The organism is Pseudomonas sp. SORGH_AS_0211 (assembly GCF_031453455.1).
Classification (GTDB): Bacteria; Pseudomonadota; Gammaproteobacteria; order Pseudomonadales; family Pseudomonadaceae; genus Chryseomonas; species Chryseomonas aestiva.
On sequence record NZ_JAVIZV010000001.1, the window covers coordinates 273,124 to 289,251 of the forward strand.

13 protein-coding genes and 1 pseudogene are annotated in these 16,128 nt (G+C 66.2%); 7 read left to right on the forward strand and 7 right to left on the reverse strand.

The features are described from left to right. Positions 1–166: 166 nt before the first annotated feature. The 3 genes from QE393_RS01250 to QE393_RS01260 all read right to left on the reverse strand — a co-directional run bounded on the left by QE393_RS01250 (position 167) and on the right by QE393_RS01260 (position 2,685). The gene (locus QE393_RS01250) at positions 167–532 is read right to left on the reverse strand and encodes a PilZ domain-containing protein (RefSeq protein WP_273810023.1); all 366 of its coding nucleotides are present in this window, start codon (positions 530–532) and stop codon (positions 167–169) included. Positions 533–676: 144 nt separating this feature from the next. Next, on the reverse strand, positions 677–1,315 hold the full coding sequence (locus QE393_RS01255) for a response regulator transcription factor (RefSeq protein WP_273810022.1): 639 nt from the start codon (positions 1,313–1,315) through the stop codon (positions 677–679). Beyond that, positions 1,312–2,685: a cache domain-containing protein gene (locus QE393_RS01260; RefSeq protein ID WP_273810021.1), complete on the reverse strand. Its 1,374-nt coding sequence runs from the start codon at positions 2,683–2,685 to the stop codon at positions 1,312–1,314. The genes QE393_RS01255 and QE393_RS01260 overlap by 4 nt, the downstream gene beginning before the upstream one ends. 310 nt (positions 2,686–2,995) lie before the next feature. Between QE393_RS01260 and QE393_RS01265 the strand changes: the two genes are divergently transcribed. The 3 genes from QE393_RS01265 (at position 2,996) to yjiA (ending at position 6,463) form a co-directional block, all read left to right on the forward strand. Next, on the forward strand, positions 2,996–5,053 hold the full coding sequence (locus QE393_RS01265) for a carbon starvation CstA family protein (protein ID WP_273810020.1): 2,058 nt from the start codon (positions 2,996–2,998) through the stop codon (positions 5,051–5,053). A 12-nt stretch (positions 5,054–5,065) separates the two neighbouring features. Further along, a complete protein-coding gene (locus tag QE393_RS01270) occupies positions 5,066–5,269 on the forward strand; it encodes a YbdD/YjiX family protein (protein WP_007162682.1) in 204 nt (67 codons plus the stop codon). A gap of 201 nt (positions 5,270–5,470) precedes the next feature. Further along, complete coding sequence (gene yjiA, locus QE393_RS01275; RefSeq protein ID WP_310041702.1) at positions 5,471–6,463, forward strand: GTPase; 993 nt, start codon at positions 5,471–5,473, stop codon at positions 6,461–6,463. A 4-nt stretch (positions 6,464–6,467) separates the two neighbouring features. Here the strand turns inward: yjiA and QE393_RS01280 are convergent, their stop codons facing one another. Beyond that, positions 6,468–6,926, reverse strand: a complete 459-nt coding sequence (locus QE393_RS01280; protein ID WP_273810014.1) for a DciA family protein — start codon at positions 6,924–6,926, stop codon at positions 6,468–6,470. Between the two features lie 234 nt (positions 6,927–7,160). Here QE393_RS01280 and secA point away from each other — a divergent pair, with 234 nt between their 5' ends. The 4 genes from secA to QE393_RS01300 all read left to right on the forward strand — a co-directional run bounded on the left by secA (position 7,161) and on the right by QE393_RS01300 (position 12,973). Further along, on the forward strand, positions 7,161–9,902 hold the full coding sequence (secA, locus tag QE393_RS01285; RefSeq protein ID WP_187981174.1) for a preprotein translocase subunit SecA: 2,742 nt from the start codon (positions 7,161–7,163) through the stop codon (positions 9,900–9,902). A gap of 188 nt (positions 9,903–10,090) precedes the next feature. Beyond that, the gene (argJ, locus tag QE393_RS01290) at positions 10,091–11,308 is read left to right on the forward strand and encodes a bifunctional glutamate N-acetyltransferase/amino-acid acetyltransferase ArgJ (RefSeq protein WP_273810012.1); all 1,218 of its coding nucleotides are present in this window, start codon (positions 10,091–10,093) and stop codon (positions 11,306–11,308) included. Positions 11,309–11,390: 82 nt separating this feature from the next. Further along, positions 11,391–12,029, forward strand: coding sequence for a glutathione S-transferase family protein (locus tag QE393_RS01295; RefSeq protein ID WP_273810011.1), 639 nt, complete (start codon positions 11,391–11,393; stop codon positions 12,027–12,029). After that, entirely contained in the window at positions 12,026–12,973 is a 948-nt protein-coding gene (locus QE393_RS01300) for a Nudix family hydrolase (RefSeq protein ID WP_273810009.1), read from the forward strand. Before QE393_RS01295 ends, QE393_RS01300 begins: the two co-directional genes overlap by 4 nt. A 451-nt stretch (positions 12,974–13,424) precedes the next feature. On the opposite strand, the pseudogene QE393_RS01305 reads toward QE393_RS01300, so the two are convergent. The 3 genes and pseudogenes from QE393_RS01305 to QE393_RS01315 all read right to left on the reverse strand — a co-directional run bounded on the left by QE393_RS01305 (position 13,425) and on the right by QE393_RS01315 (position 15,961). Continuing rightward, a pseudogene (locus tag QE393_RS01305) lies at positions 13,425–14,475 on the reverse strand (alkene reductase). 15 nt (positions 14,476–14,490) lie between these two features. After that, entirely contained in the window at positions 14,491–15,654 is a 1,164-nt protein-coding gene (locus QE393_RS01310) for an MFS transporter (protein WP_273810007.1), read from the reverse strand. A 16-nt stretch (positions 15,655–15,670) separates the two neighbouring features. After that, entirely contained in the window at positions 15,671–15,961 is a 291-nt protein-coding gene (locus QE393_RS01315; protein WP_273810005.1) for a helix-turn-helix transcriptional regulator, read from the reverse strand. Positions 15,962–16,128 lie beyond the last annotated feature (167 nt).

The following is a 16,128-nucleotide window of genomic DNA, read 5'->3' on the forward strand; positions in this document are numbered from 1 at the left end:
GGCTGAACTCGCCCCGTTGGGCTTCGCTATCGCTCAACCCAACCTACGAAGCTACCGATACCGTCGGTTGGGTTGAGACAGCCTCATCATCGAAGCCCGACAGCCAGGGCTGAGCTCGCCCCCTTGGGTTTCGCTTTCGCTCAACCCAACCTACTGCTTAGGTCGCTCAAGGCGTGCCCAGTGCCGCCAGCTCGCGCTCCAGCAGGGTCTCGTCGCCCAGGTTCAGCTCCACCAGGCGGCGCAGGTGGCTGATGGAATCCAGGTCGATCTGGCGGCAGGCGAAGGCCAGCTGCTCGGGAGTTTCCCGCACCAGCTCCACGCCCATGGTCACCTGGGCCTCGTCGTTGAGCAGGATGCGCAGTTCATAGGCGGCGCTTGGCTGGGCCGACCAGTCGGCGGGTCGTGCCAGCAGCACACCCTTGAGCGAGATGTCGTCCACGGGCGCCGCCCACTGGCGCTCACCCTGGTGCAACTGCGCAGGGGCATCGAAGGTGAAGCGGGTAAAGCGGCGACGCTCGTTGGTGTCGTTCATGGAAAGGCTTCCTGAGGTTTCCTGATCACTGTAGACGACCGTGGCCGTCCCGTATCGACTGCGCCTGGAAGGGTAGCCGGCTGCGGCCAGCGGAGCCACAGCGAGGGCGCTCATTGGTCGCCAGGGTGCGAGCAGTGGCCTTTGTCAGAAGCTGGACGTGCCCTCTGGGCGCCAGCCGTACTCGCGCGCATGGCGGACCAGGTCGGCCGGCTTCTGGATGTCCAGCTTGCGGCGAATGCTCAGGCGATGGGTCTCCACCGTGCGCACGCTGAGCCCCAGCTGCTGGGCCATGGTCTTGTTGTTGAGGCCCTGAGCCATCAGCAGCAGCACCTGGCGTTCCCGCGGGGTGAGGTCGCCCTCGCTGGCGCCTCCTTCACCCAGGCGGGCGGCGATGGCGCTGCTGTAGAAGCGCCCGCCGACCGCCAGGGCTTCCACCGCGGCGATGATCTCCTCCGAGGGTGCATCCTTGAGCACATAGCCGGCCGCGCCGACCCGCAGCGAGGTGCTCACGTACTCGCGATTGTCGTACATGCTCAGGATCAGTACCCGGGCGCGGGGCGCGCGCTCGGCGATCAGGGCGGTCAGCTCCAGGCCGTTGATGTCCTTGAGGCCGATGTCCACCAGCAGGATGTCCGGATCGAGGCGCGCCAGCAGTTCGAGGGCCTCCGCGCCGCTGCCGGCCTCGCCGACCACGACGAAGCGCTCGATGGTGCCCAGCAGCGCCCGCACGCCGGCGCGGACCAGGGCATGGTCGTCGACCAGGAGGATGCGGATGGGCGTCATGTCGGGCTTTCCTCGTCGGCCGGGAGGTCCGAGCGTAGCAGAACCACGTCGAGGGTCGTGCCACCGGGTCCGGACTGGATGGCGCAGCGACCCCCGAACAGCTCCACGCGCTCGCGGATGTTGCGCAGGCCGATGCCACCGCTGAGGCGCTCCACCTGGCCGGTATCGAAGCCGCGGCCGTCATCGTGCACGGTCAGGCAGATCCAGCGACCGCGTCGTTGCAGGTCGATGACCACGCGCCGGGCCGCGGCGTGGCGCTCGATGTTGGTCAGGGCCTCCTGGACGATGCGAAACAGGGCGACGTCCATGTCGCCGCCGGCGGGATTGTCGTCCAGGGTCTGTCGATAGTCCACGTCCAGGCCGCTGCGCTGGCGGAATTCCTCCACCAGCTGGCCGAGCGCGGCAGGCAGACCGAGGGTGTCCAGCAGGGAAGGGTGCAGGTCGTGGGAGATGCGGCGGATCTCGCCGATGGCGGCGGCCAGGCGCTGGGTGCCCTCGCGCAGGGTCTCGCCGGCACTGGGCCTGCCCGCACCCAGCTCGCGGCTGGCCAGTTCGAACTGGAACTTGATGGACACCAGCAACTGGCTGATGCCGTCGTGCAGCTCGCGTGACAGCCGCGACCTTTCCTCTTCCTGGGAGGTGATGAGGCGTTGGGTCAGCTGCTTGAGCTTGCGATCGGCCAGGCGGTGCTCGCTGACGTTGAGCGTCAGGCCGCCGGCGAACACCAGCAGCACCGCCACCAGGGCCACCCCGGCGCTGGCCAGCAGGGTGGTGCGGATGCCGGCGGCCACGTCGTGGCGGACCTGGGCGAGGGCGGCGTCCACGTCGTCCAGGTAGAGGCCGGTGCCCAGCACCCAGCCCCAGCGTTGCAGCTGGGTCACGTAGGCGAGCTTTTCCGCCATCTGGCCGCTGGAGGGTTTCTGCCAGCCATAGCGCTGGAAGCCATCGCCTTCCCGGGCGCTCCTGAGCAGCGCCTGGATGACCAGCAGGCCGGTACCGTCGGTCAGTTGCCAGAGATCCTGGCCGACCAGTTCGGGCTGGCGCGGATGCATGAGATTGTGGCCATGCTGGTCGTAGACGAAGAAGTAGCCGTCGCTGCCGAAATTCAGACTGGCCAGCAGCGCCAGTACCCTGGCCTTGGTTTCCTCGTCGTCGCGACCGCTGCCGTACAGCGGCTGGATGGCACTGACGCCCATCTCCACATAGTTGCGCAACTCGGTCTTCTTGCTGCCGAGGATGCTGTGTTCGAGCAGCCGGGCCTGCTGCTCGCCCAGGCGCTGGCTCTGTTCCAGTACCACCAGGCAGACCGCGGCCACCGCCAGCAGCAGGGGCAGCAGTCCGAGGGCAACCATCTTGTATTTGAGCTGCATCGGCACCTGTCCGGACTGTCCGCTACGTAGAACTACGTAGCGGGCCTTGGGTAGTTCTGCGAATTTCGCTGTCGCGTCGAGCCGCCGATAGTAATATGGCTCCGCTATGGGCTCTCAGAGCCTGTTCAAAGGCTGCTGCGCGTCGGCCAAACGGCGTTGAAAATGGCTTCGGAATGCTCATTTACCACTCGTAAACTCCGCTTCCTCAGCCATTTTCGCCTTGTTTGGCTCTAGCTCGCGAGACTTTGAATAGGCTCTCAAACAATAACAAGTATCGCCGCGGCCACTGGCGCGCGGCAGGAGAACAAGCATGACCCGAATGGCCAGCCATCTAGCCTGGTTCGCCGTTGCCGTACTGGGCGCCTTCGCGCTGGGTACCGTGGCGCTGAGTCGAGGCGAAGCGATCAACGCCCTCTGGATCGTGGTCGCCGCCGTGGCGATCTACCTCGTTGCCTACCGCTACTACAGCCTGTTCATCGCCACCAAGGTGATGGGGCTCGACGCCAAAAGGGCCACGCCTGCCGTCCTCAACAACGATGGCCTGGACTACGTCCCCACCAACAAGCACATCCTCTTCGGCCACCACTTCGCCGCCATCGCCGGCGCCGGTCCGCTGGTCGGCCCCGTGCTCGCCGCCCAGATGGGCTATCTGCCCGGCACCCTCTGGCTGATCGCCGGGGTAGTCTTCGCCGGCGCGGTCCAGGATTTCGTGGTCCTGTTCCTCTCCACCCGCCGCAACGGGCGCTCCCTGGGCGACATGGTGCGCGAGGAGATGGGGCGCATCCCCGGCACCATCGCCCTGTTCGGCTGCTTCCTGATCATGATCATCATCCTCGCGGTGCTGGCGCTGATCGTGGTCAAGGCCCTGGCCGAGAGTCCCTGGGGCATGTTCACGGTGATCGCCACCCTGCCGATCGCCATGTTCATGGGCGTCTACATGAGATACATCCGCCCTGGTCGCATCGGCGAGATCTCGCTGGTCGGCGTGGTGCTGCTGCTGGCCTCCATCTGGGCCGGTGGCGTGGTCGCCGCCGATCCGGTGTGGGGTCCGGCCTTCACCTTCACCGGCGTGCAGATCACCTGGATGCTGATCGGCTACGGCTTCGTCGCCGCCGTACTGCCGGTCTGGCTGGTGCTGGCGCCGCGTGACTACCTGTCCACCTTCCTCAAGATCGGCACCATCATCGCCCTGGCCATCGGCATCCTGGTGACCATGCCGATGCTCAAGATGCCGGCCCTGACCCAGTTCGTCGACGGCACCGGTCCGGTATGGAAGGGCACCCTGTTCCCCTTCCTGTTCATCACCATCGCCTGCGGCGCGGTGTCCGGCTTCCATGCCCTGATCAGCTCGGGCACCACGCCCAAGCTGATCGCCAAGGAAACCCACGCTCGCTATATCGGCTACGGCGCCATGCTGATGGAATCCTTCGTCGCCATCATGGCCATGGTCGCCGCCTCGGTGATCGAGCCGGGCGTCTACTTCGCCATGAACAGCCCGGCCGCCGTGGTCGGTGCCGACGTGGTGTCGGTAGCTGCCAAGATCAGCACCTGGGGCTTCGTGGTAACGCCCGAGATGCTGCAGGCCACCGCCACCGAGATCGGCGAGCACACCATCCTGGCCCGTGCCGGTGGCGCTCCGACGCTGGCGGTGGGCATTGCCCAGATCATGCACAACGTGCTGCCGGGCGAGAACACCATGGCCTTCTGGTACCACTTCGCCATCCTGTTCGAGGCGCTGTTCATCCTTACCGCAGTGGACGCCGGCACCCGCGCCGGGCGCTTCATGCTGCAGGATCTGCTGGGCAGCTTCGTGCCGTCCCTGAAGCGCACCGACTCCTGGACCGCCAACGTCATCGGCACCGCCGGTTGCGTCGCCCTCTGGGGCTGGCTGCTGTACCAGGGCGTAGTCGATCCGCTGGGCGGCATCAACACCCTCTGGCCGCTGTTCGGCATTTCCAACCAGATGCTCGCCGGTATCGCCCTGATGCTGGGTTCCGTGGTACTGATCAAGATGAAGCGCCAGCGCTATGTCTGGGTCACCCTGGTGCCGGCCGTCTGGCTGCTGATCTGCACCACCACCGCCAGCCTGATCAAGCTGTTCGATTCGAATCCGGCGGTCGGCTTCCTGGCCCTGGCCAAGAAGTACAGCACCGCCATGGCCCAGGGGCAGGTGATCGCCCCTGCCAAGAGCATGGAACAGATGCAGCACATCGTCTTCAACGCCTACACCAACGCCACCCTGTCGGTGCTGTTCCTGGTGGTGGTGATGAGCATCCTGTTCTTTTCCATCAAGGTCGGTCGCGCCGCCCTGGCCAAGCCCGAGCGCAGCGACCGCGAGACCCCGTTCCAGCCGGCTACGGGCGTTTAAAGGAGAGTCCTCATGTTCAATGACCTGGGTCGCATGGGTAAGTACCTGGGGCAGGCCGCCAAGATGCTGGTGGGCATGCCCGACTACGACACCTATGTCGAGCACATGCGCGGCAAGCACCCGGACCAGCCGGTGATGAGCTACGAAGCCTTCTTCCGCGAGCGCCAGGAAGCGCGCTACGGTGGCGGCAAGTCGGGCGCCATACGCTGCTGCTGACCCAGGGTCACTCTCAGAACCTGTTCACGAGCTGCTGCGCGTCGGCCAAACCGCGTTGAAAATGGCTTCGGAATGCTCATTTACCCTTCGTAAACTCCGCTTCCTCAGCCATTTTCGCCTTGTTTGTCTCTAGCTCGCGAGATCGTGAGCAGGTTCTAAGGCCGGGCTCCATGCCCGGCCTCTTTCTGTCTGGAGTTTTCCATGCGTGAAGCTATTCCCGTAACCGTCCTGACCGGCTTTCTCGGCGCCGGCAAGACCACCCTGCTCAAGCACATCCTGCAGGCCGAGCACGGCCTCAGGATCGCGGTGATCGAAAACGAATTCAGCGCCTTGGATGTCGACGGCGAACTGCTCGAAGACGCCGGCGCCGTGCAACTGATGAAGGTGGCCAACGGCTGCGTCTGCTGCACCGGCAGCAAGGACCTGGCCTATGCCCTGACCGTGCTGCTGGAGCGGCTGGACAGCGGTGAGCTGGACTTCGAGCGCCTGGTGGTGGAGTGCACGGGTCTGGCCGATCCCGGTCCGGTGGCCCAGACCTTCTTTACCGACGAGCTCTTGCGCGAGCGTTATCTGCTCGACGGGGTGCTGACCCTGGTGGACGCCGTCCACGCCAGCGAGCAACTGAGCGATCCGCTGCTGCAGGCGCAGATCGGGTTCGCCGACCGCCTGCTGCTGACCAAGCTCGACCTGGCCGAACCGGCGGCCGTCGAGGCGCTGGAGAACCGCCTGCAGCGCATCAACCGCCGCGCGCCAATCCGCCATGTCGACCATGGCCGCATCCACCTGGCCGAGTTGCTGGACATCCGCGGCTTCAACCTGCACGACGAAGACCTGGCGCCGCCCACGCTGTTTCGTCCGCTGCGACCGGTATCGGAAGCCGTCAGTCTCACCGAGCGCATCCAGTCCATCGCCATCCGCGAGTCGTGTCCCTACGACCAGGACAAGATCGGCAAGGTTATGGAGATGCTGCTCGACACCCTCGGCTGCGACCTGCTGCGCTACAAGGGGCTGCTCAACATCGCTGGCGAGGAGCGCCGCCTGCTGTTCCAGGGCGTGCAGCAGATCTATGCCGCCGACTGGGAACGCGACTGGGCGCCGGACGAGGAGCGCGAAAGCCGCGTGGTGCTGATCGGCATGGACCTGCCGGAAGAGCGCATCCGCGCCGCCTTCGAGCGGGCGGTGGCCAAGACCTAGGGACTTACTCGGTGGACTGGCCAGTGCGACTGGCCAGCCGCTCCAGGGCCGCCTTGAGCTTGGGGTCGCGGATGCCGGCCGCGACTTCGCGCAGGCTGTCGGCGCCCACCTGACTGACCTGACGCAATGGCCGGGTACGGGTGGCGACGCCAGGACTTGGCTGCATCTTGAACTGCAGGCGCAGCAAGCCGGCGAATTCCGGTGCCTGCTGCAGCAGTCTGAGCAGGCGCCGCTGCTGATAGCGCAATCGCGTCGCCCAGTGGGCGTCGTTGACCACCAGCAACAGCGTGCCCTCGCGCCAGCTGGCCACCCGGCAATGAGGTCGGGCGGCGGGTTGCAGCTGCTCTTCCAGCAACTGTTGCAGCCGTCCCAGCCGCTCGGCCTCGCGAAACAGCGCCTTGAGCGGTTTGGCCTGGCGCAGCAGGGCGGCGGGAGCGACGGCGGAGAGGGGGCGAAAGGCCATGCGCAGGACTCGCGATGGGCGAAGAGAGGACGCCGATGGTAACAGATCGCTCTGGCGTCCTGGCGGCCGGGGGGCCGTCGTTCTTTCCTCATCGGCATTTCCGAGTAGAATGCCCGATTACCATCGCGGGACACCGCGGGTTTCAACCCCCGCGCCCAGGCGTCTGGCCAGGCTCTGCAGAGGCCTTGCCGCCCGTTTCGCTCCCCTCATTCCAGCGGAAGAATTCCAGTCGATATGTTTGCGCCTTTGTTGAAGAAATTCTTTGGAAGCAAGAACGAACGAGATGTCAAACGCCTAGGCAAGGTCGTGGTGGCCACCAATGCGTTGGAATCCCAGATTGCCTCCCTGAGCGACGAGCAACTGCGCGCCAAGACCGAGGAATTCAAGCAGCGCGTCGCGCAGGGCGAGTCCCTCGACGTGCTGATGCCCGAGGCCTTCGCCGTGGTCCGCGAGGCCGGCAAGCGGGTCATGGGCATGCGTCACTTCGACGTCCAGCTGATCGGCGGCGCCGCGCTGCACGAAGGCAAGATCGCCGAGATGCGTACCGGTGAGGGCAAGACCCTGGTGGGCACCCTGCCGGTCTATCTCAATGCGCTGTCCGGCAAGGGCGTCCATGTGGTCACGGTGAACGACTACCTGGCCCGCCGCGACGCCAACTGGATGCGGCCGCTGTACGAGTTCCTCGGCCTGTCGGTCGGCATCATCCTGCCGTTCCAGCCGCCGGAAGAGAAACGCGCCGCCTACGCCTCGGACATCACCTACGGCACCAACAACGAATTCGGCTTCGACTACCTGCGCGACAACATGGCCTTCAGCATGGCCGAGAAGTACCAGCGCGAGCTGAACTTCGCGGTGGTCGACGAGGTGGACTCCATCCTCATCGACGAAGCCCGGACCCCGCTGATCATCTCCGGCCAGGCCGAAGACAGCTCCGAGCTCTACCAGAAGATCAACCTGCTGATCCCGCGCCTGCAGCAGCACATCGAGGAAGAGGAAGGCAATCCGACCCAGGTCGGCCACTACACCATCGATGAAAAGACCCGCCAGGTGGAGATCACCGAGCTGGGTCACCAGTTCATCGAGGAGATGCTCACCGAGACCGGTCTGCTGGCCGAGGGCGAGAGCCTCTACTCCGCGCACAACCTGGGCCTCCTGACTCACGTGTTCGCCGGCCTGCGCGCCCACACCCTGTTCCATCGCAACGTCGAGTACATCGTCCAGCAGGACCAGGTGCTGCTGATCGACGAGCACACCGGCCGGACCATGCCGGGCCGCCGCCTCTCCGAAGGCCTGCACCAGGCCATCGAGGCCAAGGAAGGACTGCCGATCCAGCCCGAGAGCCAGACCCTGGCCTCGACCACCTTCCAGAACTACTTCCGCCTGTACAACAAGCTCGGTGGCATGACCGGTACCGCCGACACCGAGGCCTTCGAATTCCGCCAGATCTACAACCTCGACGTGCTGGTGATCCCGACCCACCGCGAGATCGCCCGTAAGGACTTCAACGACCTGGTCTACCTGACCCAGGCCGAGAAGTACCAGGCCATCATCGAGGACGTGAAGCAGTGCCAGGCCGAAGGCCGTCCGGTGCTGGTGGGTACCGCCTCCATCGAGAGCTCCGAGTACGTCGACCAGCTGCTGACCCAGGCCGGCATCGAGCACAAGGTGCTCAACGCCAAGTACCACGAACGGGAAGCCGAGATCATCGCCCAGGCCGGTCGTCCGGGCGCCGTGACCATCGCCACCAACATGGCCGGTCGTGGTACCGACATCCTGCTCGGCGGCAACTGGGAAGTGGAAGTCGCGGCCCTGGAGAATCCCACCGAGGAGCAGATCGCCGCGATCAAGGCCGCCTGGCAGGCGCGCCACAAGCAGGTCATCGATGCCGGCGGCCTGCACGTGATCGCCTCCGAGCGCCACGAATCCCGGCGGATCGACAACCAGCTGCGCGGTCGTGCGGGTCGCCAGGGCGACCCGGGTTCCAGCCGCTTCTACCTGTCGCTGGAAGACAGCCTGATGCGCATCTTCGCCTCCGACCGGGTAAAGAACTTCATGAAGGCCCTGGGCATGCAGGGCGGCGAGGCCATCGAGCACCGCATGGTCACCAACGCCATCGAAAAGGCGCAACGCAAGGTCGAAGGCCGCAACTTCGATATCCGCAAGCAGCTGCTGGAATACGATGACGTGGCCAACGAGCAGCGCAAGGTGATCTATCACATGCGCGACACCCTGTTGGAGAACGAAGACGTCGGCGACACCATCAAGGGCTTCCGCGAGGAGACCCTGACCCAGGTGGTCAACGAGCACATCCCGCCGCAGTCGCTGCCCGAGCAGTGGGACGTTCCCGGCCTGGAAGCCGAGATCTACAGCGTCTTCGGTCAGCAACTGCCCATCGGCCAATGGCTGGACGAAGACGACAAGCTGTACGAGGACACCCTGCGGGTGAAGATCCTCGAGCAGCTCGAAGCGGCCTACCTGGAAAAGGAAGACATGGCCGGTCGCGAGGCCCTGCGCAACTTCGAGAAGCAGATGCTGCTGCGGGTGGTCGACGACCTCTGGAAGGACCACCTCACCACCATGGATCACCTGCGTCACGGCATCCATCTGCGCGGCTACGCCCAGAAGAATCCCAAGCAGGAATACAAGCGCGAGTCCTTCAACCTGTTCCAGGAACTGCTGGACAGCATCAAGCGCGACACCATTCGCGTGCTGTCCCACGTCCAGGTACGCCGGGAAGATCCGGCCGAGGAAGAGGAGCGCATGCGCCGCGAGGCCGAAGCCCTGGCCGAGCGCATGCAGTTCCAGCACGCCGAGGCGCCTTCGCTGGTCGACCCCGAGGTGCTCGAGGATGAGCAGGGCGAAGACACCGTGGTGCCCTTGCAGCCCCAGCGCAATGACCAGAAGATCGGTCGCAACGAGCCGTGCCCCTGTGGCTCCGGCAAGAAGTACAAGCAGTGCCACGGCAAGCTCGACTGAGGGCCGGCCCGGGCAGCCGTGGCGACGGCAACCTGTCGGCATAGCCGCCGACAGGTTGTAAACTCCACCCGCTAGGCTGTCTGCGCCCCTTGCCCAGGCTGGGCGAGGCGGGCGCGGGAAGGCTGCTTTCCACGCCGCGACCGGTTTTCCGCTCGCGGCGTTTCCTTTTCTTTCACTGGAGTTTTCCCATGGCTGTCGGTCTCGGTCCGCTCTCCACGCTGCACCCGGTTCCCGGTTTCGAACTCGGTATCGCCTCCGCCGGCATCAAGCGTCCCGGGCGCAAGGATGTGGTGGTGATGCGCTGTGCCGAAGGCTCCAGCGTGGCCGGGGTCTTCACCCTAAACGCCTTCTGCGCCGCGCCGGTGATCGTCGCCCGCCAGCGCTTCGCCGGTCCCGTGCGCTACCTGCTGACCAACACCGGCAACGCCAACGCCGGTACCGGGCAGCCCGGTCTGGCCGCGGCCGAGCGCACCACCAAGACCCTGGCCACCCTGGCCAGCGTCGGCGAGGAGGCGGTGCTGCCGTTCTCCACCGGGGTGATCGGCGAACCGCTGCCGGTGGAAAAGATCGAAGCCGCGCTGCCGGCCGCCCTGGCCGATCTGGCCGAGGACAACTGGGCCGCTGCCGCCACCGGCATCATGACCACCGACACCCTGCCCAAGGGCGCCAGCCGTCAGTTCCAGGTGGACGGCGCCACCGTTACCGTGACCGGCATCAGCAAGGGCGCCGGCATGATCAAGCCGAACATGGCGACCATGCTCGGCTATGTGGCCACCGACGCCAAGGTCGCGCGGGGCCTGTTGCAGGATCTGCTGGCCGATGCCGCCAACCGCTCCTTCAACCGCATCACCATCGATGGCGACACCTCCACCAACGACTGCTGCATGCTGGTGGCCACCGGCCAGGCGGCCATGGCGGAAATCACCCAGCCCAGCGGCACGGCCTTCGAGCAGCTGCGCGATGCGATCTTCGCGGTATTCGCCGAACTGGCCCAGGCCATCGTGCGTGACGGCGAGGGTGCCACCAAGTTCGTCACCGTGCAGGTCAATGGTGGCGGCAATGCCCAGGAGTGCCTGGACGTCGGCTATGCCGTGGCCCATTCGCCGCTGATCAAGACCGCGCTGTTCGCCTCCGACCCCAACTGGGGCCGCATCCTCGCCGCTGTCGGCCGGGCTGGCGTGCCCCAGCTGGATGTCAGCCTGATCGACGTCTTCCTTGGTGGCGTGCAGATCTGCCAGCAGGGCGGTCGCGCGGCCACCTACACCGAAGAGCAGGGCGCGCGGGTCATGGCCCAGGCGGAGATCGAGATCCGCATCGAGCTGGGTCGCGGCAGCCACAGCGAGACCATCTGGACCACCGATCTCTCCCACGACTATGTGAAGATCAACGCCGAGTACCGTACCTGACGGCTACCCGGCGCCTGGGCGTCCGCTCCGGCGGGCGCCTGCGGCGGTCCTCGCGGGCCGCATCGTTTCGAGGAATCCCCGCATGTCCCAGCTGCAACTCATGATCGGCAACAAGAATTTCTCCTCCTGGTCGCTACGGGCCTGGCTGGCCATGGAGCTCAGCGGCGCTGCCTTTGAAGAGGTGTCGATCCCGCTCTATACCCCCAACAGCCGCGCCTTGCTCAAGGCCCAGTCGCCTACCGGCAAGGTGCCGGTGCTCAAGCTGGCCGAGGGCACCATCTGGGATTCCCTAGCCATCGTCGAGTATCTCGCCGAGGCCTATCCCGATGCCGGGCTGTGGCCGACGGACACCCTTGCCCGCGCCCATGCCCGGGCGCTGTGCGCCGAGATGCACAGCGGCTTCCTCGCCCTGCGCCGCGAGCTGCCCATGGACCTGCGTCGCCGCCAGCGGCTGAAGTCGACCACCGCGGAGGCGGTGGAAGACATCCAGCGCATCCAGCGGCTGTGGCGCGAATGCCGCGAGCGTTACGGCCAGCAGGGTCCTTACCTGTTCGGCACGCCGACCATTGCCGATGCCTTCTATGCCCCGGTCGCCAGCCGCTTCCGCAGCTACGGGGTGGAACTGTCGGTCGAGGCGGCCGCCTATGTCAAAACCGTCTACGCCTGGCCGGCCTTCCAGCGCTGGCTGGCGGAGGCTGAAACGGAGGAGCAGAGCGCATGACTCGTCTGCATGTCGTCGCGGCGGTGATCCGCGACCCCCAGGGGCAGATCCTTATTGCCCAACGCCCCGCGCACAAGCACCAGGGCGGTCTCTGGGAATTTCCGGGAGGCAAGGTGGAGGCCGGTGAAGCGCCGGCCGTGGCCCTGGCGCGCGAACTGGCCGAGGAGCTGGGTATCCAGGTGACAGCGGCTCGCCCGCTGCTGCAGGTGCGCCACGACTATCCCGATCAGGCGGTGCTGCTGGATGTCTGGCAGGTGGACGCCTTTACCGGCGACGCCCATGGCGCCGAAGGCCAGCCGCTGGCCTGGGTGGCCCCGCGTGATCTGGTCAACTACGACTTCCCGGCGGCCAACCGACCCATCGTCCAGGCGGCGCGTCTGCCAGACCGCTACCTCATCACTCCTGGCGAATTGACCACCGCGGAATTGCTCAACGGCCTGCACCGGGCTCTGGACAGTGGCATCCGCCTGGTCCAGCTGCGCACGCCGGACAACTTCGATCCGCAGTACCGCGACCTGGCGGGCGACGTCCAGGGGCTCTGCACCGGGCGCGCCCAGCTGATGCTCAAGGGGCCGCTGGAATGGCTGGGCGATTTTCCTGCCGCCGGCTGGCATCTGACCGCCGAGCAGTTGCGCCGCTATGCGCCCAATGGCCGGCCCTTCCCGGAGCAGCGCCTGCTGGCGGCTTCCTGCCACGACGCCGAGGAACTGGCCCTGGCCCGGCAGATGGGCGTGGATTTCGTCACCCTGTCGCCGGTGATGCCCACCGCCAGCCACCCCGGCGCCCCGACCCTGGGCTGGGTCAAGGCCCAGCAACTGCTGGCCGACTGCGACCTGCCGGCCTACCTGCTGGGAGGGCTGGGCGATGACGACCTCGCCGGCGCCTGGCAGGCCGGCGCCCAGGGCGTGGCGGCGATCCGGGCGTTCTGGCCTACACCGGCGTAGGTTGGCGCTAAGCGCAGCGAAGCCCAACAGGGATGCATCGTGCTCGTGCCTGTTGGGCTTCGACGATAGGGCCGTCTCAACCCAACCTACGATTCTCGGCGTAGGTTGGGTTGAGCGCAGCGAAGCCCAACAGGGATGCATCGTGCTCGTGCCTGTTGGGCTTCGACGATAGGGCCGTCTCAACCCAACCTACGACTCTCGACGTAGGTTGGCGCTGAGCGCAGCGAAGCCCAACAAGGATGCATCGTGCTCGTGCCTGTTGGGCTTCGACGATGAGGCCGTCTCAACCCAACCTACGATTCTCGACGTAGGTTGGGTTGAGCGCAGCGAAGCCCAACAGGGATGAACTGTGCTCGTGACCCTGGGCTTCGACGGTATGGCTGTCACAGCCGTCGGTGAAGGCCACAAAAAAGCCCGCCAATTGGCGGGCTTTTCCTATCGGCGGAGAAAATTACAGCCGCGGATAGTCGATGTAGCCCACCGGCCCCTTGCTGTAGAAGGTATCCGGGTGCGGCTCGTTCAGCGCGGCGTCCTGCTCCAGCCGTTGCGGCAGATCCGGGTTGGCGATGAAGGGCACGCCGAAGGCCACGGCATCGGCCTTGCCTTCTTCCAGCCAGGCATTGGCCTTGGCCTTGTCGAATTTCTCGTTGGCGATGTAGACGCCACCAAAGGCTGCCTTGAGGTCCGGGCCCAGGCTGTCGCTGCCAGCCGCTTCGCGGATGCAAATGAAGGCGACCTGGCGCTGACCCAGCTCGCGAGCGACATGGCCAAAGGTGGCGGCAGGGTCGCTGTCGCCCATGGTGTGCATGTCGCCACGGGTGGACAGATGCACGCCGACGCGATCGGCGCCCCAGACATCGATGCAGGCATCGGTCACTTCCAGCAGCAGCCGGGCACGGTTCTCGATGGAGCCGCCATAGTTGTCGGTGCGCTGGTTGGTGTCGCTCTGCAGGAACTGGTCGAGCAGATAGCCATTGGCCCCATGGACCTCGACGCCATCGAAGCCGGCGCGCTTGGCGTTCTCGGCGCCATGCCGATAGGCGGCGACGATGCCGGGGATTTCGGCGGTTTCCAGCGCCCGCGGGGTGACATAGTCACGCTTGGGACGCAGCAGGCTGACGTGACCCTGAGCGGCGATGGCGCTCGGCGCCACCGGCAGTTCGCCGTCGAGGTAACGGGGATCGGAGATGCGCCCCACATGCCAGAGTTGCAGCACGATGCGGCCACCAGCCTTGTGCACGGCGGTGGTCACGCGTTGCCAGCCGGCCACCTGCGCGTCGGACCAGATGCCGGGGGTGTCGGGATAGCCCACGCCCATGGGGTCCACCGAGGTGGCCTCGGTGATGATCAGACCTGCCGAGGCGCGTTGCACGTAGTACTCGACCATCAGATCGCCCGGGACCCCGGCCCGGTTCGGCGCGGCAGCGGGTGAGGGGCGCCATGATGACGCGGTTGGGCAGTTCCAGGGCGCCGATCTTGATCGGCTCGAACAGCTGAGTCATGGCTAGCTCTCTTGATTAGCTGGCGGTCGCCAGGCCGCTCTTGCGGGCCTGGCTGGCAGTCAGCAGGGTGGCGATGAGCGCCAGCAGGGCGAGCCCGCTGGCGGCGAGGGGTACCGCGGTAAGACCCAGGCCGTGGTCGATCACCAGGCCGCCGACCCAGGCGCCGAGGGCATTGCCCACGTTGAAGGCGCCGATGTTGAGGGTCGAGACCAGATTCGGCGCGTCCTTGCCGAAGGTGACCACGTTGATCTGCAGGGCCGGCACGGCGGCGAAGGCGGCCGCGGCCCAGAGGAAGAGGGTGATCTCGGCGGGCAGGAAGGCATGGCCGGTCCAGCGTAGCGCGGCGGAGGTCAGCGCCAGGGCGACGAAGATGCCCACCAGGCTGGTGGCCAGGCGCCAGTCGGCCAGCCGGCCGCCGATGAAGTTGCCCAGGGTCAGGCCCAGGCCGATCAGCAGCAGGGTACCGGTGACGCCTCGCGGCGAGACACCGGTGACTTCCTGCAGCAGCGGCGCCACATAGGTGAAGAGGGCGAACATGGAGGCGGCGAAGAACACCGTCATCGACAGCGCCAGCCAGAAGCCCAGGCCGCGCAGGGCGAGCAGCTCCCGGCGCAGGTCGGCGCGCGGCTGGTTGCGGTCGGCCGGCAGTACCCGCCAGAGCCCAACCAGGGCGACCACGCCGATCATCACCACCGCCCAGAAGGTCGAGCGCCAGCCGGCCGCCTGGCCCAGGGCGGTACCCAGGGGCACGCCCAGCACATTGGCCAGGGTCAGGCCGGTGAACATCAGGGCCACCGCCGAGGCGCGGCGATTCTCCGGGACCAGGCTCGCGGCGACGACCGCGCCGATACCGAAGAAGGCGCCATGGCAGAGGGCGGTGACCACCCGCGCCAGCATCAGCATGTTGTAGCCGCTGGCGACAGCGCAGAGCAGGTTGCCGACGATGAAGATGCCCATCAGGGCGAGCAGGGCGCGCTTGCGCGGCCAGTGGGCCGTGGCCAGGGCCATGAAGGGCGCGCCGACGGCCACACCCAGGGCATAGCCGGTGACCAGCCAGCCGGCGCTGGGGATGGACACGCCGAGATCGGCGGCGACGTTGGGCAGCAGCCCCATGATGACGAATTCGGTGGTGCCGATGGCGAAAGCGCTCAGCGCCAGCACGATGAGAGAAGCGGGCATCAGGATTCCTTGCAGACTAGAGTTCGCGAGCGAGACGTTGCAGAAAGGCCTGGATGGCGGCCTCGTCGCGTTGGTAGAACACCCACTGACCGATGCGCCGCGTGGTGACCAGGCCGGCTCGGGTCAATACCGCCAGGTGCGCCGAGACCGTCGATTGCGACAACCCGGCACGGGCCTCGATTTGCCCGGCGCAGACGCCGGTGTTCAGGTCATGGTCCTGGTGCGGAAAGTACTGCCGGGGATCGCGCAGCCAGTCGAGGATCTGGCGACGCAGGGGATTGGCCAGGGCTTTGAGGATCTCGTCCATCACGGTCGCATCGTCATATTGGGTTGTAGCGAACCTTAGATCGTAAAAAATCGATATGCAAGCTATCCATCTTCGATTCTGCCTATCGTGGGCTTAGAGGCTCACTATCGCGATAAGTGTCCAGAGGCGCCGCTTCGTTCAGTTGCGATTCAGATCACGCGGCTAGA